Here is a 19,949-nt window from a genome sequence, read left to right as displayed (position 1 = left end):
CCCGGGACGAACGACGAAAGACCACTCGTGACTTCAGTTGCAACCCGCCGTATCGCCCAGGCCGGTGTCGTCGGAGGACTCGTCCTCGGCGTCTCCGGCGTCGCCGTCATGGACAAGTCCGTCGCCCTTGACGTCGACGGCGAGAAGAGCTCGGCCCACGCCTTCGGCGGGACCGTCGAGGACGTCCTGGACAAACAGGGCATCGAGGTCGGCGAGCGCGACCAGGTGACGCCGGCGCTGGACACCCCGGTCGAGGACGGTCAGGAGATCGTCGTGCGGTACGCCCGCCAGCTGACGATCACCGTCGACGGCGAGAAGAAGACCTACTGGACCACCGCGACCACCGTCGGCGACGCGCTCGAGCAGCTCGGGCTGCGAGGCGAGGGCGCCATCCTCTCCGCCTCGCGCAGCCAGAGCCTGGGCCGGGACGGGCTGTCCTTCAGCATGACCACGCCGAAGGACGTCACCCTCGTGGTGGCGGGCAAGAAGTCCAAGGAGACGGTCAATGCGCTCAACGTCGGGCAGGCCCTCAAGGCGCTCGAGGTGAAGTTCGACAGCGACGACAAGATCGCGCCGGGCAAGTCCAAGCCGGTCACGGACGGCATGACCATCCGGGTCGACGAGATCGAGAAGAAGTCGGCCAAGAAGACCGAGGCCATCCCCTTCGAGACGGTCGTGAAGAAGGACGACTCGAAGGAGGTCGGGACGAGCACGGTGAGCCGGGAGGGCAAGGCCGGGTCGCGGACCGTCACCTACGAGGTGACCTCCAAGAACGGCAAGCAGGTCTCGCAGAAGCAGACCGGGTCCAAGGTCACCTCCGAGCCGGTCGCCAAGATCGTCGTCCAGGGGACCAAGCCCAAGCCCCAGCCGAAGCCGGCTCCCTCCTCCACCAAGAGCAGCTCGTCCTCGACCAAGAGCAGCTCGTCCTCGGCGAAGAGCAGCTCGTCCTCGACCAAGAGCAGCTCCTCCTCGGCGAAGAGCAGCACGCCCGCGCCGAAGAGCTCGAGCACCTCGAGCAAGCGCTCGTCGTCGAGCTCGAGCTCGTCCAGCTCCTCTGGCTCCGGGCTGAACCTGGCCCGGGCGGCGATGTGGGACCGGATCGCGCAGTGCGAGTCGACCGGCAACTGGTCGATCAACACCGGCAACGGGTACTACGGCGGCCTGCAGTTCAACATCGGCACCTGGCTGAGCGTCGGCGGCGGCGACTTCGCCTCGCGACCGGACCTGGCCAGCCGCGCGGAGCAGATCACCGTGGCCAACCGGCTCTACGCCCAGCGCGGCCTGCAGCCCTGGGGCTGCGCCCACGCGGCCTGACCGGCTACCCACCGAGCCCCCGGCGCCTTGAGCGTCCGGGGGCTCGGTCGTCCCGGCATAGGGTGCGGTCATGACCAGCGGGCAGGTGCAGCTCCTCGGCGCCACGGCGATCCGTGAGCTCGCCGAGCGGTACGACGTGCGCCCGACCAAGCAGTGGGGGCAGAACTTCGTCGTCGACGCCAACACCGTGCGGCGGATCGTGCGGGTGGCCGGCGTGCGCCCCTCGGACGTCGTGCTCGAGGTCGGCCCGGGGCTGGGATCGCTGACGCTGGCCATCCTCGAGCAGGCGGCGCGCGCCGTCGTGATCGAGGTCGACCCGACCCTGGCGGCGGCGTTGCCGGAGACGGTCGCGACGCTGGCCCCGACCCGGGCCGAGGACCTCGCGGTGGTCCAGGCGGACGCGCTGCGGGTCAGCGAGCTGCCCGGACCCGCGCCGACCGCCCTCGTGGCGAACCTGCCCTACAACGTGTCCGTGCCCGTGGTGCTGCACCTCCTCGAGACCTTCCCGAGCATCGAGCGGGTGCTTGTCATGGTCCAGCTCGAGGTCGCCGAGCGGCTCGCGGCCGCTCCGGGCAGCCGCACCTACGGGGTGCCCAGCGCCAAGGCGGCGTGGTACGGCGAGGTCACCCTCGCCGGCACCGTTGCGCGCAGCATCTTCTGGCCCGTGCCCAACGTCGACTCCGGCCTGGTCCGGATCGTGCGTCGTGATCCCCCGCAGACCTCGGCGTCTCGGACGGAGGTCTTCGCCTGCGTCGACGCCGCCTTCGCCCAACGACGCAAGACCCTGCGCGCCGCGCTCAAGGGCTGGGCGGGGTCCGCCGCAGCGGCCGAGGAGTGCCTGCGGGCTGCGGGGGTAGACCCCCAGGCGCGCGGCGAGCAGATCTCGATCGAAGGCTTCGCCGCGGTCGCCGCGGCCCGGTCTAGGGTGAGCGCATGACCTCGGTGCTGGAGACGACGGCCGCCGTCACCGCCCGGGCGCCGGCCAAGGTCAACCTCGAGCTCGGGGTCGGGCCGCTGCGCGACGACGGCTATCACACCCTCTCCACCGTCTACCAGGCCGTCGGGGTGCACGACGACGTCACGGCCGCGATCGCCGACGAGTGGGGGGTGAGCGTCCGGGGCCGAGACGCCGAGCTCGTCCCGACCGACGAGAGCAACCTCGCGCTGCGGGCGGCCCGCCTGCTCGCCGAGCGGGCCGGTGACGTCGAGCCGGTGCACCTGACGATCCACAAGGGCATCCCCGTCGCCGGGGGCATGGCCGGGGGGTCGGCCGATGCCGCGGCCGCGCTGATCGCCTGCGACGCCCTGTGGGGGAGCGGCCTGGGCAAGGACGAGCTCGAGCCGCTCGCCGCCCAGCTGGGCGCCGATGTCCCGTTCCTCCTGCACGGCGGCACCGCCGTCGGCTCCGGCCGCGGCGAGCTGATCAGCCCGGTGCTGGCGCGTGGCACCTACCACTGGGTCTTCGTCCCCACTGACTCCGAGGGGCTGTCCACCCCGCAGGTCTACCGGACCTTCGACGAGCTCAACGCCGCCCGCGAGATCGACGAGCCGCGACCGAGCCCGGACATGATGGCAGCCCTGCGCAACGGGGACGCCGAGGCGCTGGCGGCCGTGCTCTCCAACGACCTCCAGCCGGCCGCGATCCTCCTCCAGCCGCGGATCGACGAGATCATCGAGTCGGCGATGGGCTTCGGCGCGCTCGCCGCGATCGTCTCGGGGTCCGGGCCCACCGTCGCGCTCCTCGCCGATGGGCAGGAGGGCGCGATCGACCTCTCGGTGGCCCTGGCCGCATCGCGCACTGCCGAGGACATCCTGCGGGCATCGGGACCGGTCGCGGGCGCGCACGTCATCCCCGCCCCTCGCCTGACCTGATGAGCAACCTGCTGACCCTCGAGCGCGCTCACCTCGCGCTCGGCACGACCCGCGTCCTCGACGGCGTCACCGTCGGGATCAACGAGGGCGCCCGGATCGGTGTCGTCGGCCGCAACGGCGGCGGCAAGTCCACCCTCCTGCGGGTGATCGCCGGTGAGCTCGACCTCGACGACGGCCGCCTCACCCGGTCCGGGGCGACGACGGTCCGGCTGCTCTCCCAGGCCGACACGCTCGACCCTGCCGCGACGGTGGGTGAGGTCGTCCTCGGGGACCTGGCCGAGCACGAGTGGGCGGGTGACGCCCGGGTCCGAGGGGTGCTCGAGGGTCTTCTGGGCGGACAGGCAGCCGAAGGGGTGGGCGGCCTGGACGCGACCGTCGGTCCGCTGTCCGGCGGAGAGCGCCGACGGGTCGCCCTGGCGGCGGCCCTCGTCGAGGACGCCGACGTGCTCATGCTCGACGAGCCGACGAACCACATGGACGTCGAAGGGGTGGCCTGGCTGGCCGAGCACCTCGTGAGCCGCCGCACGCGCCGGGGGCAGGCGCTGGTCACGATCACCCACGACCGCTGGTTCCTCGACGCGGTGGCCGAGCGCACCTGGGAGGTCGTGGACGGTCGCGTGGAGCAGTACGAGGGCGGCTACGCCGCCTACGTCCTCGCCAAGGCCGAGCGCGAGCGGATCGCGGCGGTGACGGCCGAGCGCCGCAACAACCTGCTGCGCAAGGAGCTCGCCTGGCTGCGCCGGGGCCCGCCCGCGCGCACCAGCAAGCCGAAGTTCCGGATCGACGCCGCCAACGCGCTCATCGCCGACGAGCCACCCCTTCGCGACGAGGTCGACCTGGTCCGCTTCGCGTCTACCCGCCTGGGCAAGGACGTCATCGACCTGCACGACGCCTCGGTCGCCCTCGGCGATCGCCGGCTGCTGGACCGGGTGACCTGGCACCTGGCGCCGGGGGAGCGGATCGGGGTCGTGGGGGTCAACGGCGCCGGCAAGTCCACCCTGCTGCGGGTGATCGCGGGCGAGCGCGAGCTCGACTCGGGCAAGCGCAAGCAAGGCATCACGGTGCGCATCGGACACCTCAGCCAGGAGGTCTCCGAGCTCGACCGCCTCGCGCAGCGCCGGGTGATCGACGCGGTCGAGGAGGTCCGCAAGGTCACCCACCTGGGCCGCAAGGAGGTCACCGCCTCGCAGCTGGCCAAGCGGCTCGGCTTCTCCGGTGGCCGCCAGCAGACCCGGGTGGCCGACCTCTCCGGCGGCGAGCGACGCCGGCTGCAGATCCTGCGGATCCTCATGGACGAGCCCAACGTGCTGCTCCTCGACGAGCCGACCAACGACCTGGACATCGAGACCCTCACCCAGCTCGAGGACGTCCTCGACGGCTGGCCGGGGACGCTGCTCGTCGTCAGCCACGACCGGTACCTGCTGGAGCGGATCAGCGACCGCCAGGTCGCGGTGATGGGTGACGGCAGGGTCCGTGACCTGCCCGGTGGAGTGCCCGAGTACCTCCGGCTGCGGGAGCGGTCGAGCACGGGTGAGCGGGCGAAGGGGGAGCAGGCTGCCCTCCCGTCCTCCGGACCGCGCGACCAGGAGGCGAAGGGGGAGGCCGGCGGCCTCCCTTCGCCCTCGCCCGCGGAGGAACGAGAGGCACGCAAGACGATGGCGCGGGTGGAGAAGCAGCTCACCCGGCTCTCCGAGCGCGAGGCGCGCCTGCACGCGGACCTGGCCGCCGCGGCCGCGGGCGGCGAGGACCACCAGCGGCTGCAGGGTCTCGACGCGGACCTGCGTGCGCTGGTCGCCGAGCGGGAGGAGCTCGAGCTGGAGTGGCTGGAGGCGGGCGAGATCGTCGAGTGACCGCTCGGACATCGAACGACCCGCGCCCGACCCCGCGTGACGGTGAACTTAGGTAAGGCTATGCTCACCTCACTGTCATCGAGTGAAGGGGTTTGTCTGCCATGCACATCACCAGGACCACCCGAGGCGCGGTCCTCGTCTCCATCTGCGCGCTCGGCCTGACCGCCTGCGGCGGCGGCACTCAGTCCAGCGAGACGTCCGCCTCGGCCTCGTCGAGCGAGGGGACGGTGAGCATCGAGGACAACCACGGCACGCAGGAGGTGTCCACCCCGCCGACGTCGGTCGTCGCCACCGACAACCGCTCGTTCGAGACCCTCGACTCCTGGGGTGTCACGCTCACCGCCGCGCCGAAGCCGCTGGTCCCCGAGGGTCTGGGCTACCGCGAGGACGAGCAGGTCGTCGACCTCGGGCTGCACGTGGAGCCCGACCTCGAGGCCGTCGTCGCGGCCGAGCCGGACCTCATCGTCAACGGTCAGCGCTTCGCCTCCTACAAGGGCGACTTCGAGAAGCTCGTCCCCGACGCCACCATCGTCGAGCTCGACCCGCGCGAGGGTGAGCCCTTCGACGGCGAGCTGAAGCGGCAGACCACCGCCCTCGGCTCGATCTTCGGGAAGGACTCCGAGGCCGAGCAGCTCAACGGCGCGCTGGACGAGCAGATCGAGCGGGTCAAGGCCTCCTACGACAAGGGTCAGAAGGTCATGAGCGTGATCACCTCCGGCGGGGAGATCGGTTACGTCGCGCCGAGCAACGGGCGCACCCTCGGCCCGCTGTACGACATCTTCGGGTTCACCCCCGCGCTGGAGGTCCCTGAGGGCAGCGACGACCACCAGGGGGACGACATCTCCGTCGAGGCGATCGCGGGGTCCAAGCCCGACGTCATCCTCGTGATGGATCGTGACGCGGCCGTCGCCGCGGACGAGGAGGGCTACCAGCCCGCCAAGGAGGTCATCGAGAAGTCCGAGGCGCTGCAGGACGTCCCCGCGGTGAAGAACGGGCAGGTCTACTACATGCCGAACGACACCTACGTCAACGAGGGCATCCAGACCTACACCGAGTACTTCGCCACGATCGCCGACGGACTCGAGCAGGCGAGCTGATCACCCCTTCGTCCACCCTCGAGCAGACGGCCGACCCGCGCGCGCGGGCCGGCCGTCTGCTCGACGGTCCGCTCGTCCTCGCGAGCCTCGGCGTGGCCGGGCTGCTCGTGCTCTCCCTGCTCACCGGGGTCGTCGACGTCCTCGGGGACGACGAGCTCGGCGGGGCAATGCTCGAGCTGACCAGGGTGCCCCGCACGATCGCCCTCGTGCTCGCCGGGGCGGCGATGTCGATGTCGGGCCTGGTGATGCAGATGCTCACCCAGAACAGGTTCGTCGAGCCGACGACGGTCGGGACGACCGAGTGGGCCTCTCTCGGCCTACTGCTCATGATGCTGCTCTGGCCCACCTCGGGCCTGCTGCTGCGCATGGTGGGCGCGGTCGTCATGGCCTTCGTCGGGACGATGATCTTCTTCGCCTTCCTCTCCCGGGTGCGGCTGACCTCCTCGCTCGTCGTGCCGATCGTGGGCATCATGCTCGGCGCCGTCGTCGGGGCCGTGACGAGCTACATCGCGCTGGCCACCGACACCCTGCAGAGCCTGGGGATCTGGTTCGCCGGCAGCTTCACCTCCGTGATCAAGGGGCAGTACGAGGTGCTGTGGGTCGTCGCCGCGGTCGTCGTGGCCGTCTTCGTCGTCGCGGACCGCTTCACCGTGGCCGGGCTGGGCGAGGACATCGCGACCAACGTCGGCCTGAACTACCGGGCGGTGGTGCTGCTCGGGACCGCGCTCATCGCCGTGGCCACCGGTGTGGTGACCGTGGTGATCGGCAACCTGCCCTTCCTCGGGCTCATCGTGCCCAACATCGTCTCGATCTTCCGCGGCGACGACCTCCGCTCCAACCTGCCCTGGGTGTGCCTGCTCGGGGTCGCGATCGTCACGCTGTGCGACATCATCGGCCGCACGATCATCGCCCCCTTCGAGGTCCCGGTCTCTCTCATCCTCGGGATGGTCGGAGCGGCCGTCTTCATCGTCCTGCTGCTGCGCGGGAGGCGGCGTGGCTGAGCCGTCGCTGCGCAGGCCCCGGACCGTGGTGAGCGGGTCTGGCGCCTTCGCCTCCGAGCGGGACCGCCGCCGGTACACCGTCCTGATGACCGTCCTCGGGGTGACGGCCGTGGCTGTCGCCGCCGCGATGCTCGCCTGGGACAACCCCTTGCCGTACGGGACTCCCGGCTTCTGGCGGATCGCGGAGCTGCGAGCGACGAACCTCCTCGTCGTCGCGGTCGTCGTGATCTGCCAGGCCAGTGCGACGGTTGCCTTCCAGTCCGCGGCCACCAACCGGATCATCACGCCGTCGATCATGGGCTTCGAGGCGCTCTACGTCGCGATCAGCACCGCCGCGGTGTACGTCCTCGGGGTGGCCGGCGTCGCCGCGCTGCAGGGCCTGCCCCAGTTCGCGCTGACGGTCGCGGTCATGGTCGGCTTCGCCCTGATGCTCTACGGCTGGCTGCTCACCGGCCGGCGCGGCGACATGCAGGTGATGCTCCTTGTCGGCATCGTCCTCGGCGGCGGGCTGGGCTCGCTCAGCACCTTCATGCAGCGCCTGCTCACGCCGAGCGAGTTCGACGTGCTCACCGCGCGCCTCTTCGGCTCGGTCGCCAACGCCGACGCCGCCTACCTCCCGCTCGCGATCCCGCTCTGCCTGGTGGGCGCGGCGGCCCTGTGGTCGCGCAGCCGCCGGCTCAACCTGATCAGCCTCGGCCGCGAGGCGAGCACCAACCTGGGCCTGGTGCACCGGCGCGAGGTGATGATCATCCTCTTCCTCGTCTCGGTGCTCATGGCCACCTCGACCGCGCTCGTCGGCCCCCTGACCTTCCTCGGCTTCCTCGTCGCGATGCTCAGCTACCAGCTCGCGGGGACCTGGGACCACCGCTTCGTGCTGCCACTGGCCTGCCTGCTCGGCTTCGTCGTGCTCGGTGGCGCCTACGTCGTGCTCAAGCACGTCTTCTACGCCGAGGGGGCGGTCTCGATCATCATCGAGGTCGTCGGCGGCTCGGCCTTCCTCTACGTCATCCTCAAGAAGGGCGCGCTGTGATCGAGCTGACCCAGGTCCGCAAGGACTACACGAGCGAGGTGCGGATCGGGCCGGTGGACCTGAGCATCCAGGCCGGCGGGATCACCGCGCTCGTCGGCCCGAACGGTGCCGGCAAGTCCACCATGCTCACGATCATCGGCCGGCTGCTCGGCAGCGACGCCGGGACGACGACCATCGGCGGGCACGACATCGCCACCACCCCGTCGCGGGAGCTGGCGAAGGTGGTCTCGGTGCTGCGCCAGGAGAACCACTTCGTCGCCCGGCTCACGGTGCGTCAGCTCGTCGCCCTCGGCAGGTTCCCCCACAGCCGCGGCCGCCTGACCGTGGCCGACGAAGGGGTGATCGAGCGCTCGATCGAGTTCTTCGACCTGGGCGAGCTGCAGGGTCGCTACCTCGACGAGCTGTCCGGCGGCCAGCGTCAGCGGGCCTACGTCGCGATGGTGCTGTGCCAGGACACCGACTATGTGCTGCTGGACGAGCCGCTGAACAACCTCGACATGCGCCACTCGGTGCTCATGATGCAGCACCTGCGTCGTGCAGCCGACGAGCTCGGTCGCACGATCGTCGTCGTGCTGCACGACATCAACTTCGCCGCCCGCTACGCCGACCGGATCTGCGCGATGAAGGACGGCGCCGTCGTCGAGCACGGCAGCCCCGAGGAGATCCTGCGCGACGACGTGCTGACCGGCGTCTTCGAGACGCCTGTGACCTGCATCGACGCGCCCGGCGGCCGGGTGGCTGTCTACTTCTGATCCGGCTCCAGGGGCGCGAGGACGCGCCGGAGCAGGCGCGCCAGACCGGCCTGGTCCTCGCCGGAGAGGATCGCGAGGATCTCGCGCTCGCGGTCCAAGAGGTCCGAGAGCGCGGCGTCGACGACCTGGCGCCCGTCGTCGGTCAGGGTGACGAGGACCCCCCTTCGGTCGGTCGGCGAAGGGGAGCGGGCCACCCAGCCGCGCGCCACGAGGCGGTCGATCCGGTTGGTCATCGTCCCCGAGGTGACCAGAGTCGCCCGGACCAGCTCGCCGGGGGAGAGGGTGTAGGGCGGCCCGGTGCGGCGCAGCGTCGAGAGGACGTCGAACTCCCAGCCGTCGAGGTCGTGCTCGGCGAAGGTGCGTGACCGCTGCTGGTGGAGGCGGCGACCGAGTCGGGAGATGCGGGACATCACCTGCATCGGGTCCGGGTCGAGGTCGGGGCGCTCCCGGCGCCATGCCGCGACTACCTCGTCGACGTCGTCTCTCGGCTCGCCCACAGAGATCACCATAGCGACATCAAGTATCTTGATATCAAGACACTGGCGTCGTAGGCTGCGGCTGTCGCCGACGACGAAGGAGAGAGCGATGCCGAGCTGGGACCCGACGCAGTACGACAGGTTCGCCGACGAGCGCGCCCGGCCCTTCCGGGACCTCCTCCATCGCGTCGATGCGCAGCAGCCGCGCCTCGTGCTCGACCTCGGGTGCGGCAACGGCCGGCTCACGCTCGAGCTGGCCGCGCGGTGGCCCGATGCCCGGGTGGTCGGCGTCGACAGCAGCCCGGAGATGCTGGCGGCCGCGCGCGAGCGTCAGGGCAGCGATGCGGTGGAGTGGGTCGAGGCCGACCTCACGGACTGGCAGATCGCCGACCTCGATGCTGCTCCCGACGTCATCGTGAGCAACGCGACCCTGCAGTGGATCCCGATGCACCTCCCGCTGGTCCAACGCTGGCTCGACGCCCTTGCCCCCGGTGGCTGGTTCGCCATGCAGGTGCCGGGCAACTTCGAGTCGCCGACTCATGCGCTGATGCGCCAGGTGGCCGCTGAGCACCCGCGGCGTGCCGAGCTCGAGGCGGCGACGAAGCGCTTCGGCGCCGGCGAGCCGAGCACCTACCTGCAGATCCTCAGCGCGGCGGGCCTGGCCGTCGACGTGTGGGAGACCACCTACCTGCACGTGCTCGACCCCGACGCGGAGCAGGAGAACCCGGTGCTGGAGTGGGTCTCCGGCACCGGCCTGCGCTCGGTGCTCGACCTGCTCACCGACGACCAGGAGCGGGCGGTCTTCCTCGCCGACTACGGCGACCGGGTCGCGCAGGCCTACCCGCGCACCGCGGCCGGGGTCATCCTGCCTTTCCGCCGGGTCTTCGCCGTCGGGCACAAGCCGTCGTGAGCGTCGTCGGGCTGCACCACGTGCAGATCGCCTGCCCGGCGGGCAGCGAGGAGGAGCTGCGCGGCTTCTACGGAGGCGTCCTCGGCCTGCCCGAGATCCCCAAGCCGCCGGTTCTCGCCGTCCGCGGTGGCGTCTGGTTCGCCTCCGGTGCCCAGGAGCTGCACTGCGGGGTGGAGACCCCCTTCGCCCCCGCCCGCAAGGCCCACCCGTGCCTGCTCGTGGAGCAGATCGAGGAGACGGCCCGGCTGGTGGCACAGGCCGGGGGAGAGGTGCGGTGGGACGACGCGATCCTCGGCGTGCGCCGCTTCCACACCGACGACACGGTCGGCAACCGCGTCGAGGTCCAGCAGGTGTGAGGCCGGCGCGGCGGCCCTGACTGGGCGCGCCCGATCCCTTGAGAGTGCTGACGGTGACTCGCGGGTAGAACGACACGAGTGCGGCGCCGGAGTGCTGGAGCGCCGAGATCTCGGCGGTCGGAACAGGGCAGCCGGGCACTTGTGTCGTCCGGCCCGCGACGCTTCGGCCGGCACCGGCGCGCCTCGACGCCGGCGTGAGTCGGCCCCAGGGTGAACTACCCTGGTCGGGCCGTCGGCCGCGAGCAGCATCGGCGGCGTTCCCCGGTTGGTCTGCCGGCAGGGCCCGCCTGACTTTGAATCAGGACAAGCGACGTAGGTTCGACTCCTACCCGGGGAGCCACGGGCGAAGGGGGTGCGAGTCCGGGCATCGCGACCGGGCGCCACCGGCCGGTATGGTGGCGAGGTCTCGCGCAGCGGGACATCCGCCGCACCGCCAGACCTGGGAGCCCCACGCCGTGAGTGATGCCCGCCCCGCCGCCGTCATCGTCCTCGCCGCCGGCGAGGGCACCCGGATGAAGAGCAAGACCCCCAAGGTGCTGCACCGCATCGGTGGCGACACCCTGCTCGGGCATGCGCTGCGCGCGGCGAAGGGGGCGGACGCCGCCTCCACCGTCGTCGTCATCCGGCACCAGCGCGAACGGGTGGCGGCCTTCATCGACGAGCGCAACGCCGAGGCAAACGCGCCGGTCCTCGTCGCGGACCAGGACGAGGTCAAGGGCACCGGCCGGGCCGCGGAGTGCGGGCTGTCCGCGCTGCCGGCCGACCTCACCGGCACGGTCGTGGTCACCATGGGTGACGTCCCGCTGCTCACCGCCGAGACGGTGAGCGAGCTGACCGCACGCCACGAGCACGCCGGCGCGGCGGTCACCGTCATCACCTCGGTCCTGGAGAACCCGAAGTCCTACGGCCGGGTCATCCGCGATGCCGACGGTGACGTCGAGCGCATCGTCGAGGTCAAGGACGCGACCGAGAGCGAGCGCGCGGTCCGCGAGATCAACTCCGGCATCTACGCCTTCGATGCCGCCGTGCTGCGCCGCGAGCTGGCCAACGTCGGCACCGACAACGCCCAGGGCGAGAAGTACCTCACCGACGTGCTCGCCCTCGCCCGCGCCGCCGGCGGCCGGGTGTCCGCGCACGTCCTCGACGACCTCTGGCAGACCGAGGGGGTCAACGACCGCGCGCAGCTCGCCGACCTCGGCCGCGAGCTCAACGCCCGGACCTGCCGCCGCCACATGCAGGCCGGGGTGACCATCGTCGACCCCGCCACCACCTGGATCGACGTCGACGTGAGCATCGGCGCCGACACGACGATCCTGCCCGGCACCCAGCTGCTCGGCGCGACGAGCATCGGCGAGGACGCGGTCATCGGCCCCGAGGTCACCCTCACCGACTGCGAGGTCGGCGACGGGGCGAGTATCAAGCGGGCCGAGGCCCACCTCGCCGTCATCGGCGCGGGCGCGACCGTGGGCCCCTACTCCTACCTGCGCCCGGGCACCGAGCTGGGGGCGAAGGGGAAGATCGGCGGCTTCGTCGAGACCAAGAACGCCCGGATCGGCGAGGGCGCCAAGGTCCCGCACCTCACCTACTGCGGGGACGCGGTGATCGGTGAGGGCGCGAACATCGGCGCCGGGACGATCTTCGCCAACTACGACGGGGTGACCAAGGGCCGCACGAACGTCGGCAGGCACTCCTTCGTCGGCTCCAACTCCGTCCTCGTCGCCCCGGTCGACATCGCCGACGGCGCCTACGTCGCCGCCGGATCGGCCATCACCTCGGCGGTCGATCCGGGACAGATCGCCATCGCCCGCGGGCAGCAGCGCAATGTCGACGGCTGGGTCGACCGGCGCCGCGCGGGTACCGCGACCGCCGACGCGGCTCACGCCGCAGCGCAGACCGCCCGGGCCGACCGGTCCGCCGACCAGACCGGGCCCGCCTCCACCCCTTCGCCGAACACTCCCAGCTGACCCAGACCGGACCCGAGCAGAAGGACACCATGGCCGACAAGGGCGCCCGCACGAGCATCTCGAAGAAGACGAAGAAGAACCTCATGGTCTTCTCCGGGCGAGCGCACCCCGCACTCGCTGAGGAGGTCGCCGAGCAGCTCGGCACCCAGCTCGTCCCCACGAGCGCGTACGACTTCGCCAACGGTGAGATCTACGTGCGCTACGAGGAGTCGGTGCGTGGCTCGGACGCCTTCGTCATGCAGAGCCACACCGCGCCGATCAACGAGGCGATCGTCGAGCACCTCATCATGATCGACGCGCTCAAGCGGGCCTCGGCCAAGCGGATCACCGTGGTCATGCCGTTCTACGGCTACGCCCGGCAGGACAAGAAGCACCGCGGCCGCGAGCCGATCTCGGCCCGGCTCATCGCCGACCTCTTCCGCACCGCGGGCGCCGACCGGCTCATCACCGTCGACCTGCACACCGACCAGATCCAGGGCTTCTTCGACGGCCCGGTCGACCACCTCATGGCCCGCCCCCTGCTTGCCGACTACGTCCGGGAGAAGTACGGCGACCGCGAGCTCGCGGTGGTCTCGCCCGACGCCGGGCGGATCAAGGTCGCCGAGCAGTGGTCGGCGCACCTCGGCGGTGTGCCGCTGGCCTTCATCCACAAGACCCGCGACATCAACCGGCCCAACGAGACTGCGGCCAACCGGGTCGTCGGCGAGGTCGAGGGCCGGATGTGCGTGCTCGTCGACGACATGATCGACACCGCGGGCACGATCACCAAGGCCGCCGACGCGATCATGGCCGAGGGCGCGGCCGGGGTGATCATCGCCGCGACGCACGCGATCTTCTCCGGTCCCGCGATCGAGCGGATGGAGGCCTGCGCGGCCGAGGAGATCATCGTGACCAACACCCTCCCGCTCGGGCCGGAGCACGACTTCGAGGGCCTGACCGTGCTCTCGATCGCACCGCTGGTCTCCGCGGCGATCAAGGAGGTCTTCGAGGACGGCTCGGTCACCTCCCTCTTCGGCGGCCGCGCCTGAGCGCAGGCCACCCGGAGAGACGGAGTGGGGCGAAGGGGGAGTCAGTCGCCCTGCCGGGCGCGGTACGCCGCAGCCGCCAGACGGTTGCCGCAACCGGAGTCGCAGTAGCGGCGGGACCGGTTGCGGGAGAGGTCGACGACCACCCCTTCGCAGTCATCCGCAGCGCAGATCCGGATGCGGTCGAGCTCGTCGCTGCGCACCACGTCGACGAAGGCCATCGCCGCCTCGACCTGCATCCGCTGGGCGATCGGGGCGTCGCGCTCGGTGGCGTGGATGTGCCAGCCGTAGTCGCCGTGAGTGACGAGCTGGGGTGCGGCGTCCCCCGAGCGCAGCAGCTCGTTGACCAGGGCCGCGACCCTCGCGGCGTCGGGAGCGGCGAGCCAGAGCTCGCGCAGCCGCGGGCGCAGTGCGCGGACCTCGGTCAGCTCGGCCTCGTCGCTGTCGACCCGTCCCGTCCACATCCAGGAGGCGACGTAGTCGGCGAGGGCAGGCACGGAGGTCAGGTCGTCCTCCCCGCCGGGGGAGCACTGCGGCAGGGTGTTGACCAGCGCCGCCGCGCCCTGGAGGGCATCGTTGGTGTCATGGGCAAAGGTCATGTTGACTCCTGACGCCGGGTCGCTCTATCGTCATCGGTGTCATTGTAGTTCACTGATGACGACCCTTTCCCGAACGCATCTGTGAGGAGGCGCCATGACTCAGCGCAGCTCGACCCCCTTCGCCCTCGGCCTGCTCGTGGCCCTGCTCTCCGCGGCATCCTTCGGGTCCTCGGGCACCTTCGGCGCCGCCCTCCTCGCGACCGGCTGGAGCCCAGGCGCGATCGTCACCGCCCGGATCACCGGCGGCGCCCTGCTCATGCTGCTCCCGGCCCTGTATGCCCTGCGCGGGCGGTGGTACCTCCTGCGGCGCAATGCCCGGACGGTCGTGTTCTACGGGCTGCTGGCCGTGGCCGGCTGCCAGCTCGCCTACTTCTCCGCGGTGCAGCACCTCTCCGTCGGCGTCGCGCTGCTGCTGGAGTACCTCGCCCCGGTGCTGCTCGTCGGCTGGATGTGGGCCCGCCACGGTCGGCGCCCGACCGCGCTGACGCTCGGCGGTGTGCTCGCGGCACTCGTCGGTCTCGGCCTCGTGCTCGACGTCACCTCCGGTGCCCGGATCGCCCCGGCCGGGCTGTTCTTCGGCCTGCTCAGCGCCATCGGGCTGATGTCCTACTTCCTGCTCTCCGCCGACGGTGAGGACGCCCTGCCCCCGATCGCCTACGCCGGGTTCGGGCTGGCGGTCGGTGCCGTGACGCTCGTCGTGTCCGGGCTCGTCGGGGTGCTGCCGATGACCGCGAACGCCGCCGACGTCGTCCTGGCCGGCTGGCAGGCGCCCTGGTGGGTGGCGATCGTCGAGCTGGCCGTGGTCGCTGCCGCCGCCGCGTACGCGCTGGGCGTCGCCTCGGTGCGGATGCTCGGCGTGACCCTGTCCTCCTTCGTCGGGCTGAGCGAGGTCCTCTTCGCGGTGATCTTCGCCTGGGTGCTCGTCGGCCAGGCGCTCGCCCCGGTCCAGGTCCTCGGCGGCCTGGCGATCCTGCTCGGCGTGATCCTCGTCAAGGTGGGTGAGTCCCGGCTGGTCACCGCTGCCGCAGGCGCTCAGCCGGCTGAGCTGGTGCCGGACGCCCCCGCAGCCCCGGCGGGCGCCCCCCTCGAGGACGGTTTGGGCAAGGCGACGACGGTCCACTAGCATCGTCGGGTTGCCTCGGCGAGGGGCGGCCGCCACGGCCGTCCGTGATCGACGCGGTGGACCTCACGTCAGCTGATGCGTTGTGGCCCATGCGTCCGCACGCCCACGCCCGAGGCCACCGCACACGAAGCCCCTGATATCGCCGGCCCGGATCGGGTCGCGCAGACCGAGGAGAGAGTCATGGCTGACGCCATCCGCATCGAGGCCGAGCGCCGCACCGAGTTCGGCAAGGGCGCCGCGCGCCGCATCCGTCGCGCCGACAAGATCCCCGCCGTGATGTACGGCCACGGCGGCGACCCGCAGCACATCACCCTGCCGGGCCACGACACGATGATGGCGCTCAAGCACGTCAACGCCTTCCTCGCGATCGTCATCGACGGCAAGGAGGAGTTCGCCCTCGCCAAGGACGTCCAGCGCGCGATCCTCAAGCCGTGGATCGAGCACGTCGACCTCGTCGTCGTGAAGAAGGGCGAGAAGGTCACGGTCGACGTCCCCGTCCACGTCGAGGGCGAGGCCGGTCCGGAGACGATCGTCACCGTCGACAACCAGACCCTCGAGGTCGAGGCCGACGTCATCAACATCCCCGAGTCGCTCGTCGTCTCCGTCGAGGGCATGGAGGCCGGCACCCAGATCCACGCCTCCGACGTCGAGATGCCCGAGGGATCGAGCCTGGTCAGCGACCCCGAGCTGCTCGTGGTCAACATCACCGAGCAGATCTCCGAGGAGGCCCTGGAGGCCGAGCTCGCCGAGGCCGAGGCCGAGGTCGGCATCGAGCAGGACGAGTCCGAGGACGCCGAGAGCGGCGAGGCCGAGGGCGACGCCGAGTCCGGCGAGGCTGCCGAGGGCGACTCGGAGGAGAAGTCCGAGGACGTGTGAGTCACGCGGCCGGCTGGCCGCGATGCACAGACGCTCTAGCGAAGGCGGGGTCGACCAGGCGGTCGGCCCCGCCTTCGTCGGGTGCGGTGGCGACGTGAGAATCTGTCCGGCGTGAGTGAGGACACCTGGCTGGTCGTCGGCCTGGGCAACCCGGGCCCGCGGTACGAGGGCAACCGGCACAACGTCGGCGCGATGGTCGCCCTGGAGCTGGCGCGCCGGGCCGGGGTGAGCCTGCGGGCGCACAAGGCGGGCGCGCGCGCCGAGTCGCTTCGTCTCGGCGGCGCTCAGGGGACGCCGGGGGCCCGAGCGGTCGTGGCGGTCCCGACGTCGTACATGAACGTCTCCGGGGGCCCGGTCAAGGCGCTCGCCTCGTTCTTCTCCGTCTCGACCGAGCAGCTCGTCGTCGTCCACGACGAGCTGGACATTCCCTTCGGTGAGGTCCGGCTCAAGCGCGGAGGTGGCGAAGGGGGCCACAACGGCCTGCGCTCGATCAGCAGCTCCTTCGGGACGAAGGACTACCTCCGGGTGCGGGTGGGGATCGGACGCCCGCCGGGGCGGATGGACCCGGCCGACTTCGTGCTGCGGGACTTCGCAAAGACCGAGCGGGAGGAGCTGCCTTTCCTGCTCGACACGGCGGCCGACGCGGTCGAGCTCGTCGTCGAGCGCGGCCTCACCGACGCCCAGCAGGTCGTGCACGCCCCCCGCGGCTGAAGGCGGTCAACGGTGAGCACTTCCTTATCCGTGCAGCACATGCACCTGCTGCACGGACAAGGAAGTGCTGCATGCAGCAGCTTGGTCAGGCGCCACCCTTGAGCTGCTGCAGGCGTGCCTCGATCTCGGCGTCGTGGCTGTGGTCCTCGAGCTCGGCGAACTGGTCCTCCAGCGTCGTCGCCTGTGCCTCCGCGCGGCCCTTGGCCATCGCCTCCTGGCGCTTGATCTTGTCCTCGAAACGGCCTAGCTCACTGGTCGGGTCCATGACGTCGATCGAGCTCATCGCGCCCTGCACGGTCTCCTGCGCCTCGGCGGCGCGGGCCCGGGCGACGAGCTGGTCGCGGCGGGACTTCAGGTCCTCGAGCTTGGTGCGCATCTGGGTCAGGCCGCTCTTGAGCGTCTCGACGGTCTCGTTCTGCGAGGCGATCCGCGGCTCCGCGGCCTGGACGTCCTGCTCGAACTGGATCTGACGCTGCAGCGCCACCCGGGCGAGGTTGTCGAACTTCTCCGCACCCGCGGTGTCTCCACCGGAGCGCATCTCGTCGGCCTTGCGGGAGGCGGCCTCGGCCTTGCGCCCCCACTCGGTCGCAGCCTGGCGGTCCTCCTGGAGGTCGGCCTCGGCGAGGCGGGTGTTGGCGATGGTCTGGGCCACCGCCTCCTCGGCCTCGGCGATCGAGTTGGTGTAGTCCCGGACGAGCTGGTCGAGCATCTTCTCGGGGTCCTCGGCACGGTCGAGGAGGGAGTTGATGTTGGCCTTGGCGAGCTGGGCCACGCGGCCGAGGAGGGTCTGCTTCTGGGTCATCGTCGTGCCTTTCGGTTCGATGGTGCGAAGGGAGGTGAGCTACCGGGTACCTGCCGTGGCAGGTGCGAAGGGAGCGGGGGTGCGGTTGGGTACCTGTCTTGGCAGGTGCGTAGCGGGCGGGAGCGGCGAGCGGGTCAGAAGCGACCACCCCCACCGAAGCCGCCGCCACCGAAACCGCCCCCGCCGAAGCCTCCACCGAAGCCACCGGAGCTGCCGCCCCAGCCGCCTCCGCGGCCGCCTCCGCCGAAGCCGCCGCTGAGGATGCCGCCGAGGATGATCGAGGCGGGGTCCAGGCCGTGGCTGGCGCTGCGCCTGCCGTAGCTGCGCCCGGTCCAGTCGTCGATGTCGTTCTGGCTGCGGCGCAGCGCCTGCTCGCCGAGCCGCTCGGCCTCGGCGAGCTCGGCCTCTGCCTGCTCGCTGGCGCCGCTCGCGGCGGCCTGCTCGGCGCGGGAGAAGTGCTCCCACGCCTGGGCCATGTCCATCCGCGCCTCACGGGTCACCGCGCCCCGGTGGCGGCTGATCGTGCTGTCGATCGACTGCAGCCGGGTCCGCACCATCGTCGTCCGCTGGCCGATCCGCTCCTGCACCCGCCGGCGCTGCTCATCGGCCTCTCGGTGCGGGTCCAGCGCGGTGTCGAGGTCGTGCTCGGCTCGCTGCAGAGCCGAGAGCGCCGCCAGCGGGTCGCCGCCCGAGCGTGCCGAGGTGCCCTGCTCGATCGCTGCACGCGCGGCGGTCAAGGCGCTCGTGGTGAGCTGGTCGGTGGCCCCGAGACGCTCGGCGTCGGCGATGTCGGAGCTGATCGAGGCCAGCGCACGGTCGAGCAGAGGCCCGGCCTGGGCCAAGGTGTCCTTGGCCGTCGTGACCTCGTCCAGAGCCCGACTGGCCTGGCCGATCGCGTCCTCGGCGGCACGGGCGGCGGCGACGGCGGCGGGGCGGTTGTCGCCGTCGGCGAGATGAGCCCGGCCGCGATCGATCAGCTCACGGGCAGAGGCGGTGAGGTTGCGAGCCTCGTCGACGTTGCGCGAGACCGTCGTGAGGGCCTCGGGGGAGTGCATGGCACTCAGCCCGGAGAGCTCCTGCTCGGCCACCGGGATGCGCTGCTCGACCTCGCCGGCGCGGGTCTGGAGCTCGGCGAGGAGCTGCGGGACCCGTGACTGCAGGTCCCGCATGCGGGCGAACTCGGCCTCCTGCGCGTCCAGCTCGTCGTCGGCCTGGGTGGCCAGCGCGAGGATCTGCTCGAGGTGGGCCCTCTGTGCGCTCTCGTCGAGCGAGCCGCCACGGACGCCGTCGTCCAGCTGGCGCTGGATGCCGAACGCCTGGGACGCCTTCGCGCGGGCCGCCGTCAGCGTCTCCTGGAACCGCAGCGTCGCCTGCGTGCCGAACTGCGCCTGGGCGAAGGTCAGTTCCTCCTCCGACGCCCGGATGGCGTTGTCCAGGTCGACCAGCGCGGTGCTCGCGCGGGTCCGCAGGGCCTCGAGCGGCTCCCGCTGCCCGGGACCGTCGCCACCGGCGTGCGCCTCGCGCGAGCCCTTCCGCGAGCGGCGGGCCAGGAGCATCCCCCCGCCGGCCAGGGCGCCGACCCCGACCAGGCCGGCGACCGGTAGCCAACCCGGGACCTCGGCCCCACCCACCTCGAGCCCGCTGCCGGTCAGCGCGTCGGAGTATCCCTGTGCCGCCCCGGATACCGCGCCGGCCCAGTCGTCATCGGCCAGCGCCGGCTCGATGTAGTCGCTGCGCACGCTGGCGTCGTCGTCGGCGCTCAGCCCCGACTCCTCCGTCGCCCAGGTGCCGTAGCGGCGGTCCTGCACAGCCACGGCGAGGAGGACGTCGTCGCCGCCCATGCCGGACCTCTCGAAGGTCTCCTGCGCCCACGTCTCACCGTCCGCGCCGTCGAAGCTGTCGACGTAGACGACGAAGAGCTGCACCCCGGCCTCGCGGGCCGCCGAGAGGTCGTCCCGGAGGCTTCCCGTGTCACCGAGCACACCGGCCTCGTCGGTGATCTGGTCGGCGACGTTCATCGGCTCGGCGGCCGGTGCTCCGCGCAACGATGGCGACGACGCCGACCATGCCGCTGCCGGCGAGGCAGCAGCCGCAGGCACGGACAGGCCGCTGACGGCCAGGACGGCTGCCACCGCCCCGCCACGGATCACCCGCTCAGCTCGACCAGGCACCGGTGTCGCCCCCTTCGCCG

General features: G+C 71.5%; 19 protein-coding genes and 1 tRNA gene. 16 read left to right on the top strand and 4 right to left on the bottom strand.

Translation table 11 applies throughout. The features are described from left to right. The first annotated feature begins 27 nt into the window (after window positions 1–27). The 8 genes from FB557_RS14710 to FB557_RS05615 all read left to right on the top strand — a co-directional run bounded on the left by FB557_RS14710 (window position 28) and on the right by FB557_RS05615 (window position 8,916). Entirely contained in the window at window positions 28–1,314 is a 1,287-nt protein-coding gene (locus FB557_RS14710; RefSeq protein WP_170236208.1) for a resuscitation-promoting factor, read from the top strand. Window positions 1,315–1,384: 70 nt separating this feature from the next. Next, window positions 1,385–2,251 (top strand): 16S rRNA (adenine(1518)-N(6)/adenine(1519)-N(6))-dimethyltransferase RsmA, encoded by an 867-nt coding sequence (gene rsmA / locus FB557_RS05645; protein WP_144856483.1) that lies wholly within the window; start codon window positions 1,385–1,387, stop codon window positions 2,249–2,251. After that, a complete protein-coding gene (locus tag FB557_RS05640) occupies window positions 2,248–3,186 on the top strand; it encodes a 4-(cytidine 5'-diphospho)-2-C-methyl-D-erythritol kinase (RefSeq protein WP_144856481.1) in 939 nt (312 codons plus the stop codon). The genes rsmA and FB557_RS05640 overlap by 4 nt, the downstream gene beginning before the upstream one ends. Continuing rightward, entirely contained in the window at window positions 3,186–5,036 is a 1,851-nt protein-coding gene (locus FB557_RS05635) for an ABC-F family ATP-binding cassette domain-containing protein (RefSeq protein WP_144856479.1), read from the top strand. The genes FB557_RS05640 and FB557_RS05635 overlap by 1 nt, the downstream gene beginning before the upstream one ends. 101 nt (window positions 5,037–5,137) lie before the next feature. Then, window positions 5,138–6,133 carry a siderophore ABC transporter substrate-binding protein gene (locus FB557_RS05630; protein WP_144856477.1) on the top strand — a complete coding sequence of 332 codons (996 nt, stop codon included), beginning with the start codon at window positions 5,138–5,140 and terminating at the stop codon, window positions 6,131–6,133. Between the two features lie 92 nt (window positions 6,134–6,225). Further along, window positions 6,226–7,134, top strand: coding sequence for an ABC transporter permease (locus tag FB557_RS05625; RefSeq protein WP_246074480.1), 909 nt, complete (start codon window positions 6,226–6,228; stop codon window positions 7,132–7,134). After that, window positions 7,127–8,164: an iron chelate uptake ABC transporter family permease subunit gene (locus FB557_RS05620; protein ID WP_246074478.1), complete on the top strand. Its 1,038-nt coding sequence runs from the start codon at window positions 7,127–7,129 to the stop codon at window positions 8,162–8,164. The genes FB557_RS05625 and FB557_RS05620 overlap by 8 nt, the downstream gene beginning before the upstream one ends. Then, window positions 8,161–8,916 carry an iron ABC transporter ATP-binding protein gene (locus FB557_RS05615; protein ID WP_144856473.1) on the top strand — a complete coding sequence of 252 codons (756 nt, stop codon included), beginning with the start codon at window positions 8,161–8,163 and terminating at the stop codon, window positions 8,914–8,916. Before FB557_RS05620 ends, FB557_RS05615 begins: the two co-directional genes overlap by 4 nt. On the opposite strand, the gene FB557_RS05610 is transcribed toward FB557_RS05615, so the two are convergent. Continuing rightward, entirely contained in the window at window positions 8,907–9,425 is a 519-nt protein-coding gene (locus FB557_RS05610) for a MarR family winged helix-turn-helix transcriptional regulator (protein WP_144856471.1), read from the bottom strand. The genes FB557_RS05615 and FB557_RS05610 overlap by 10 nt on opposite strands. A 76-nt stretch (window positions 9,426–9,501) precedes the next feature. Between FB557_RS05610 and FB557_RS05605 the strand changes: the two genes are divergently transcribed. From FB557_RS05605 to FB557_RS05585, 5 genes are all read left to right on the top strand, one after another. Then, entirely contained in the window at window positions 9,502–10,302 is an 801-nt protein-coding gene (locus FB557_RS05605; protein WP_144856469.1) for a methyltransferase domain-containing protein, read from the top strand. Beyond that, window positions 10,299–10,658 carry a VOC family protein gene (locus tag FB557_RS05600; protein WP_144856467.1) on the top strand — a complete coding sequence of 120 codons (360 nt, stop codon included), beginning with the start codon at window positions 10,299–10,301 and terminating at the stop codon, window positions 10,656–10,658. The genes FB557_RS05605 and FB557_RS05600 overlap by 4 nt, the downstream gene beginning before the upstream one ends. Before the next feature lie 258 nt (window positions 10,659–10,916). Beyond that, window positions 10,917–10,998 (top strand) — tRNA-Gln (locus tag FB557_RS05595). Between the two features lie 115 nt (window positions 10,999–11,113). After that, window positions 11,114–12,622, top strand: a complete 1,509-nt coding sequence (gene glmU / locus FB557_RS05590) for a bifunctional UDP-N-acetylglucosamine diphosphorylase/glucosamine-1-phosphate N-acetyltransferase GlmU (protein WP_144856465.1) — start codon at window positions 11,114–11,116, stop codon at window positions 12,620–12,622. 29 nt (window positions 12,623–12,651) lie between these two features. Continuing rightward, a complete protein-coding gene (locus FB557_RS05585; RefSeq protein ID WP_144856463.1) occupies window positions 12,652–13,650 on the top strand; it encodes a ribose-phosphate diphosphokinase in 999 nt (332 codons plus the stop codon). Window positions 13,651–13,691: 41 nt separating this feature from the next. On the opposite strand, the gene FB557_RS05580 is transcribed toward FB557_RS05585, so the two are convergent. Continuing rightward, window positions 13,692–14,246: a CGNR zinc finger domain-containing protein gene (locus FB557_RS05580; protein WP_144856461.1), complete on the bottom strand. Its 555-nt coding sequence runs from the start codon at window positions 14,244–14,246 to the stop codon at window positions 13,692–13,694. 94 nt (window positions 14,247–14,340) lie between these two features. Here FB557_RS05580 and FB557_RS05575 point away from each other — a divergent pair, with 94 nt between their 5' ends. The 3 genes from FB557_RS05575 to pth all read left to right on the top strand — a co-directional run bounded on the left by FB557_RS05575 (window position 14,341) and on the right by pth (window position 16,956). Next, on the top strand, window positions 14,341–15,369 hold the full coding sequence (locus tag FB557_RS05575; protein WP_144856459.1) for an EamA family transporter: 1,029 nt from the start codon (window positions 14,341–14,343) through the stop codon (window positions 15,367–15,369). A gap of 180 nt (window positions 15,370–15,549) precedes the next feature. Next, window positions 15,550–16,245 carry a 50S ribosomal protein L25/general stress protein Ctc gene (locus FB557_RS05570; protein ID WP_144856457.1) on the top strand — a complete coding sequence of 232 codons (696 nt, stop codon included), beginning with the start codon at window positions 15,550–15,552 and terminating at the stop codon, window positions 16,243–16,245. A gap of 111 nt (window positions 16,246–16,356) precedes the next feature. Next, entirely contained in the window at window positions 16,357–16,956 is a 600-nt protein-coding gene (gene pth, locus FB557_RS05565; RefSeq protein ID WP_144856455.1) for an aminoacyl-tRNA hydrolase, read from the top strand. 85 nt (window positions 16,957–17,041) lie between these two features. Here the strand turns inward: pth and FB557_RS05560 are convergent, their stop codons facing one another. Further along, the gene (locus FB557_RS05560; protein ID WP_144856453.1) at window positions 17,042–17,758 is read right to left on the bottom strand and encodes a PspA/IM30 family protein; all 717 of its coding nucleotides are present in this window, start codon (window positions 17,756–17,758) and stop codon (window positions 17,042–17,044) included. A gap of 134 nt (window positions 17,759–17,892) precedes the next feature. Next, window positions 17,893–19,929, bottom strand: coding sequence for a TPM domain-containing protein (locus FB557_RS05555; protein ID WP_144856451.1), 2,037 nt, complete (start codon window positions 19,927–19,929; stop codon window positions 17,893–17,895). Window positions 19,930–19,949 lie beyond the last annotated feature (20 nt).

The sequence above is a fragment of the Marihabitans asiaticum genome (assembly GCF_007828725.1).
GTDB lineage: Bacteria > Actinomycetota > Actinomycetes > Actinomycetales > Dermatophilaceae > Marihabitans > Marihabitans asiaticum.
The sequence above is the reverse complement of the archived record's forward strand: the minus strand, read 5'-3'. Positions and strand labels throughout refer to the sequence as shown.

Bases quoted from the DNA above. Each gene is read 5' to 3' on its own strand.
- rsmA (WP_144856483.1), top strand. From the start codon at position 1,385: ATGACCAGCGGGCAGGTGCAGCTCCTCGGCGCCACGGCGATCCGTGAG.
- FB557_RS05640 (WP_144856481.1), top strand. From the start codon at position 2,248: ATGACCTCGGTGCTGGAGACGACGGCCGCCGTCACCGCCCGGGCGCCG.
- FB557_RS05635 (WP_144856479.1), top strand. From the start codon at position 3,186: ATGAGCAACCTGCTGACCCTCGAGCGCGCTCACCTCGCGCTCGGCACG.
- FB557_RS05630 (WP_144856477.1), top strand. From the start codon at position 5,138: ATGCACATCACCAGGACCACCCGAGGCGCGGTCCTCGTCTCCATCTGC.
- FB557_RS05610 (WP_144856471.1), bottom strand. From the start codon at position 9,425: ATGGTGATCTCTGTGGGCGAGCCGAGAGACGACGTCGACGAGGTAGTC.
- FB557_RS05605 (WP_144856469.1), top strand. From the start codon at position 9,502: ATGCCGAGCTGGGACCCGACGCAGTACGACAGGTTCGCCGACGAGCGC.
- FB557_RS05585 (WP_144856463.1), top strand. From the start codon at position 12,652: ATGGCCGACAAGGGCGCCCGCACGAGCATCTCGAAGAAGACGAAGAAG.
- FB557_RS05580 (WP_144856461.1), bottom strand. From the start codon at position 14,246: ATGACCTTTGCCCATGACACCAACGATGCCCTCCAGGGCGCGGCGGCG.
- FB557_RS05575 (WP_144856459.1), top strand. From the start codon at position 14,341: ATGACTCAGCGCAGCTCGACCCCCTTCGCCCTCGGCCTGCTCGTGGCC.
- FB557_RS05570 (WP_144856457.1), top strand. From the start codon at position 15,550: ATGGCTGACGCCATCCGCATCGAGGCCGAGCGCCGCACCGAGTTCGGC.
- FB557_RS05560 (WP_144856453.1), bottom strand. From the start codon at position 17,758: ATGACCCAGAAGCAGACCCTCCTCGGCCGCGTGGCCCAGCTCGCCAAG.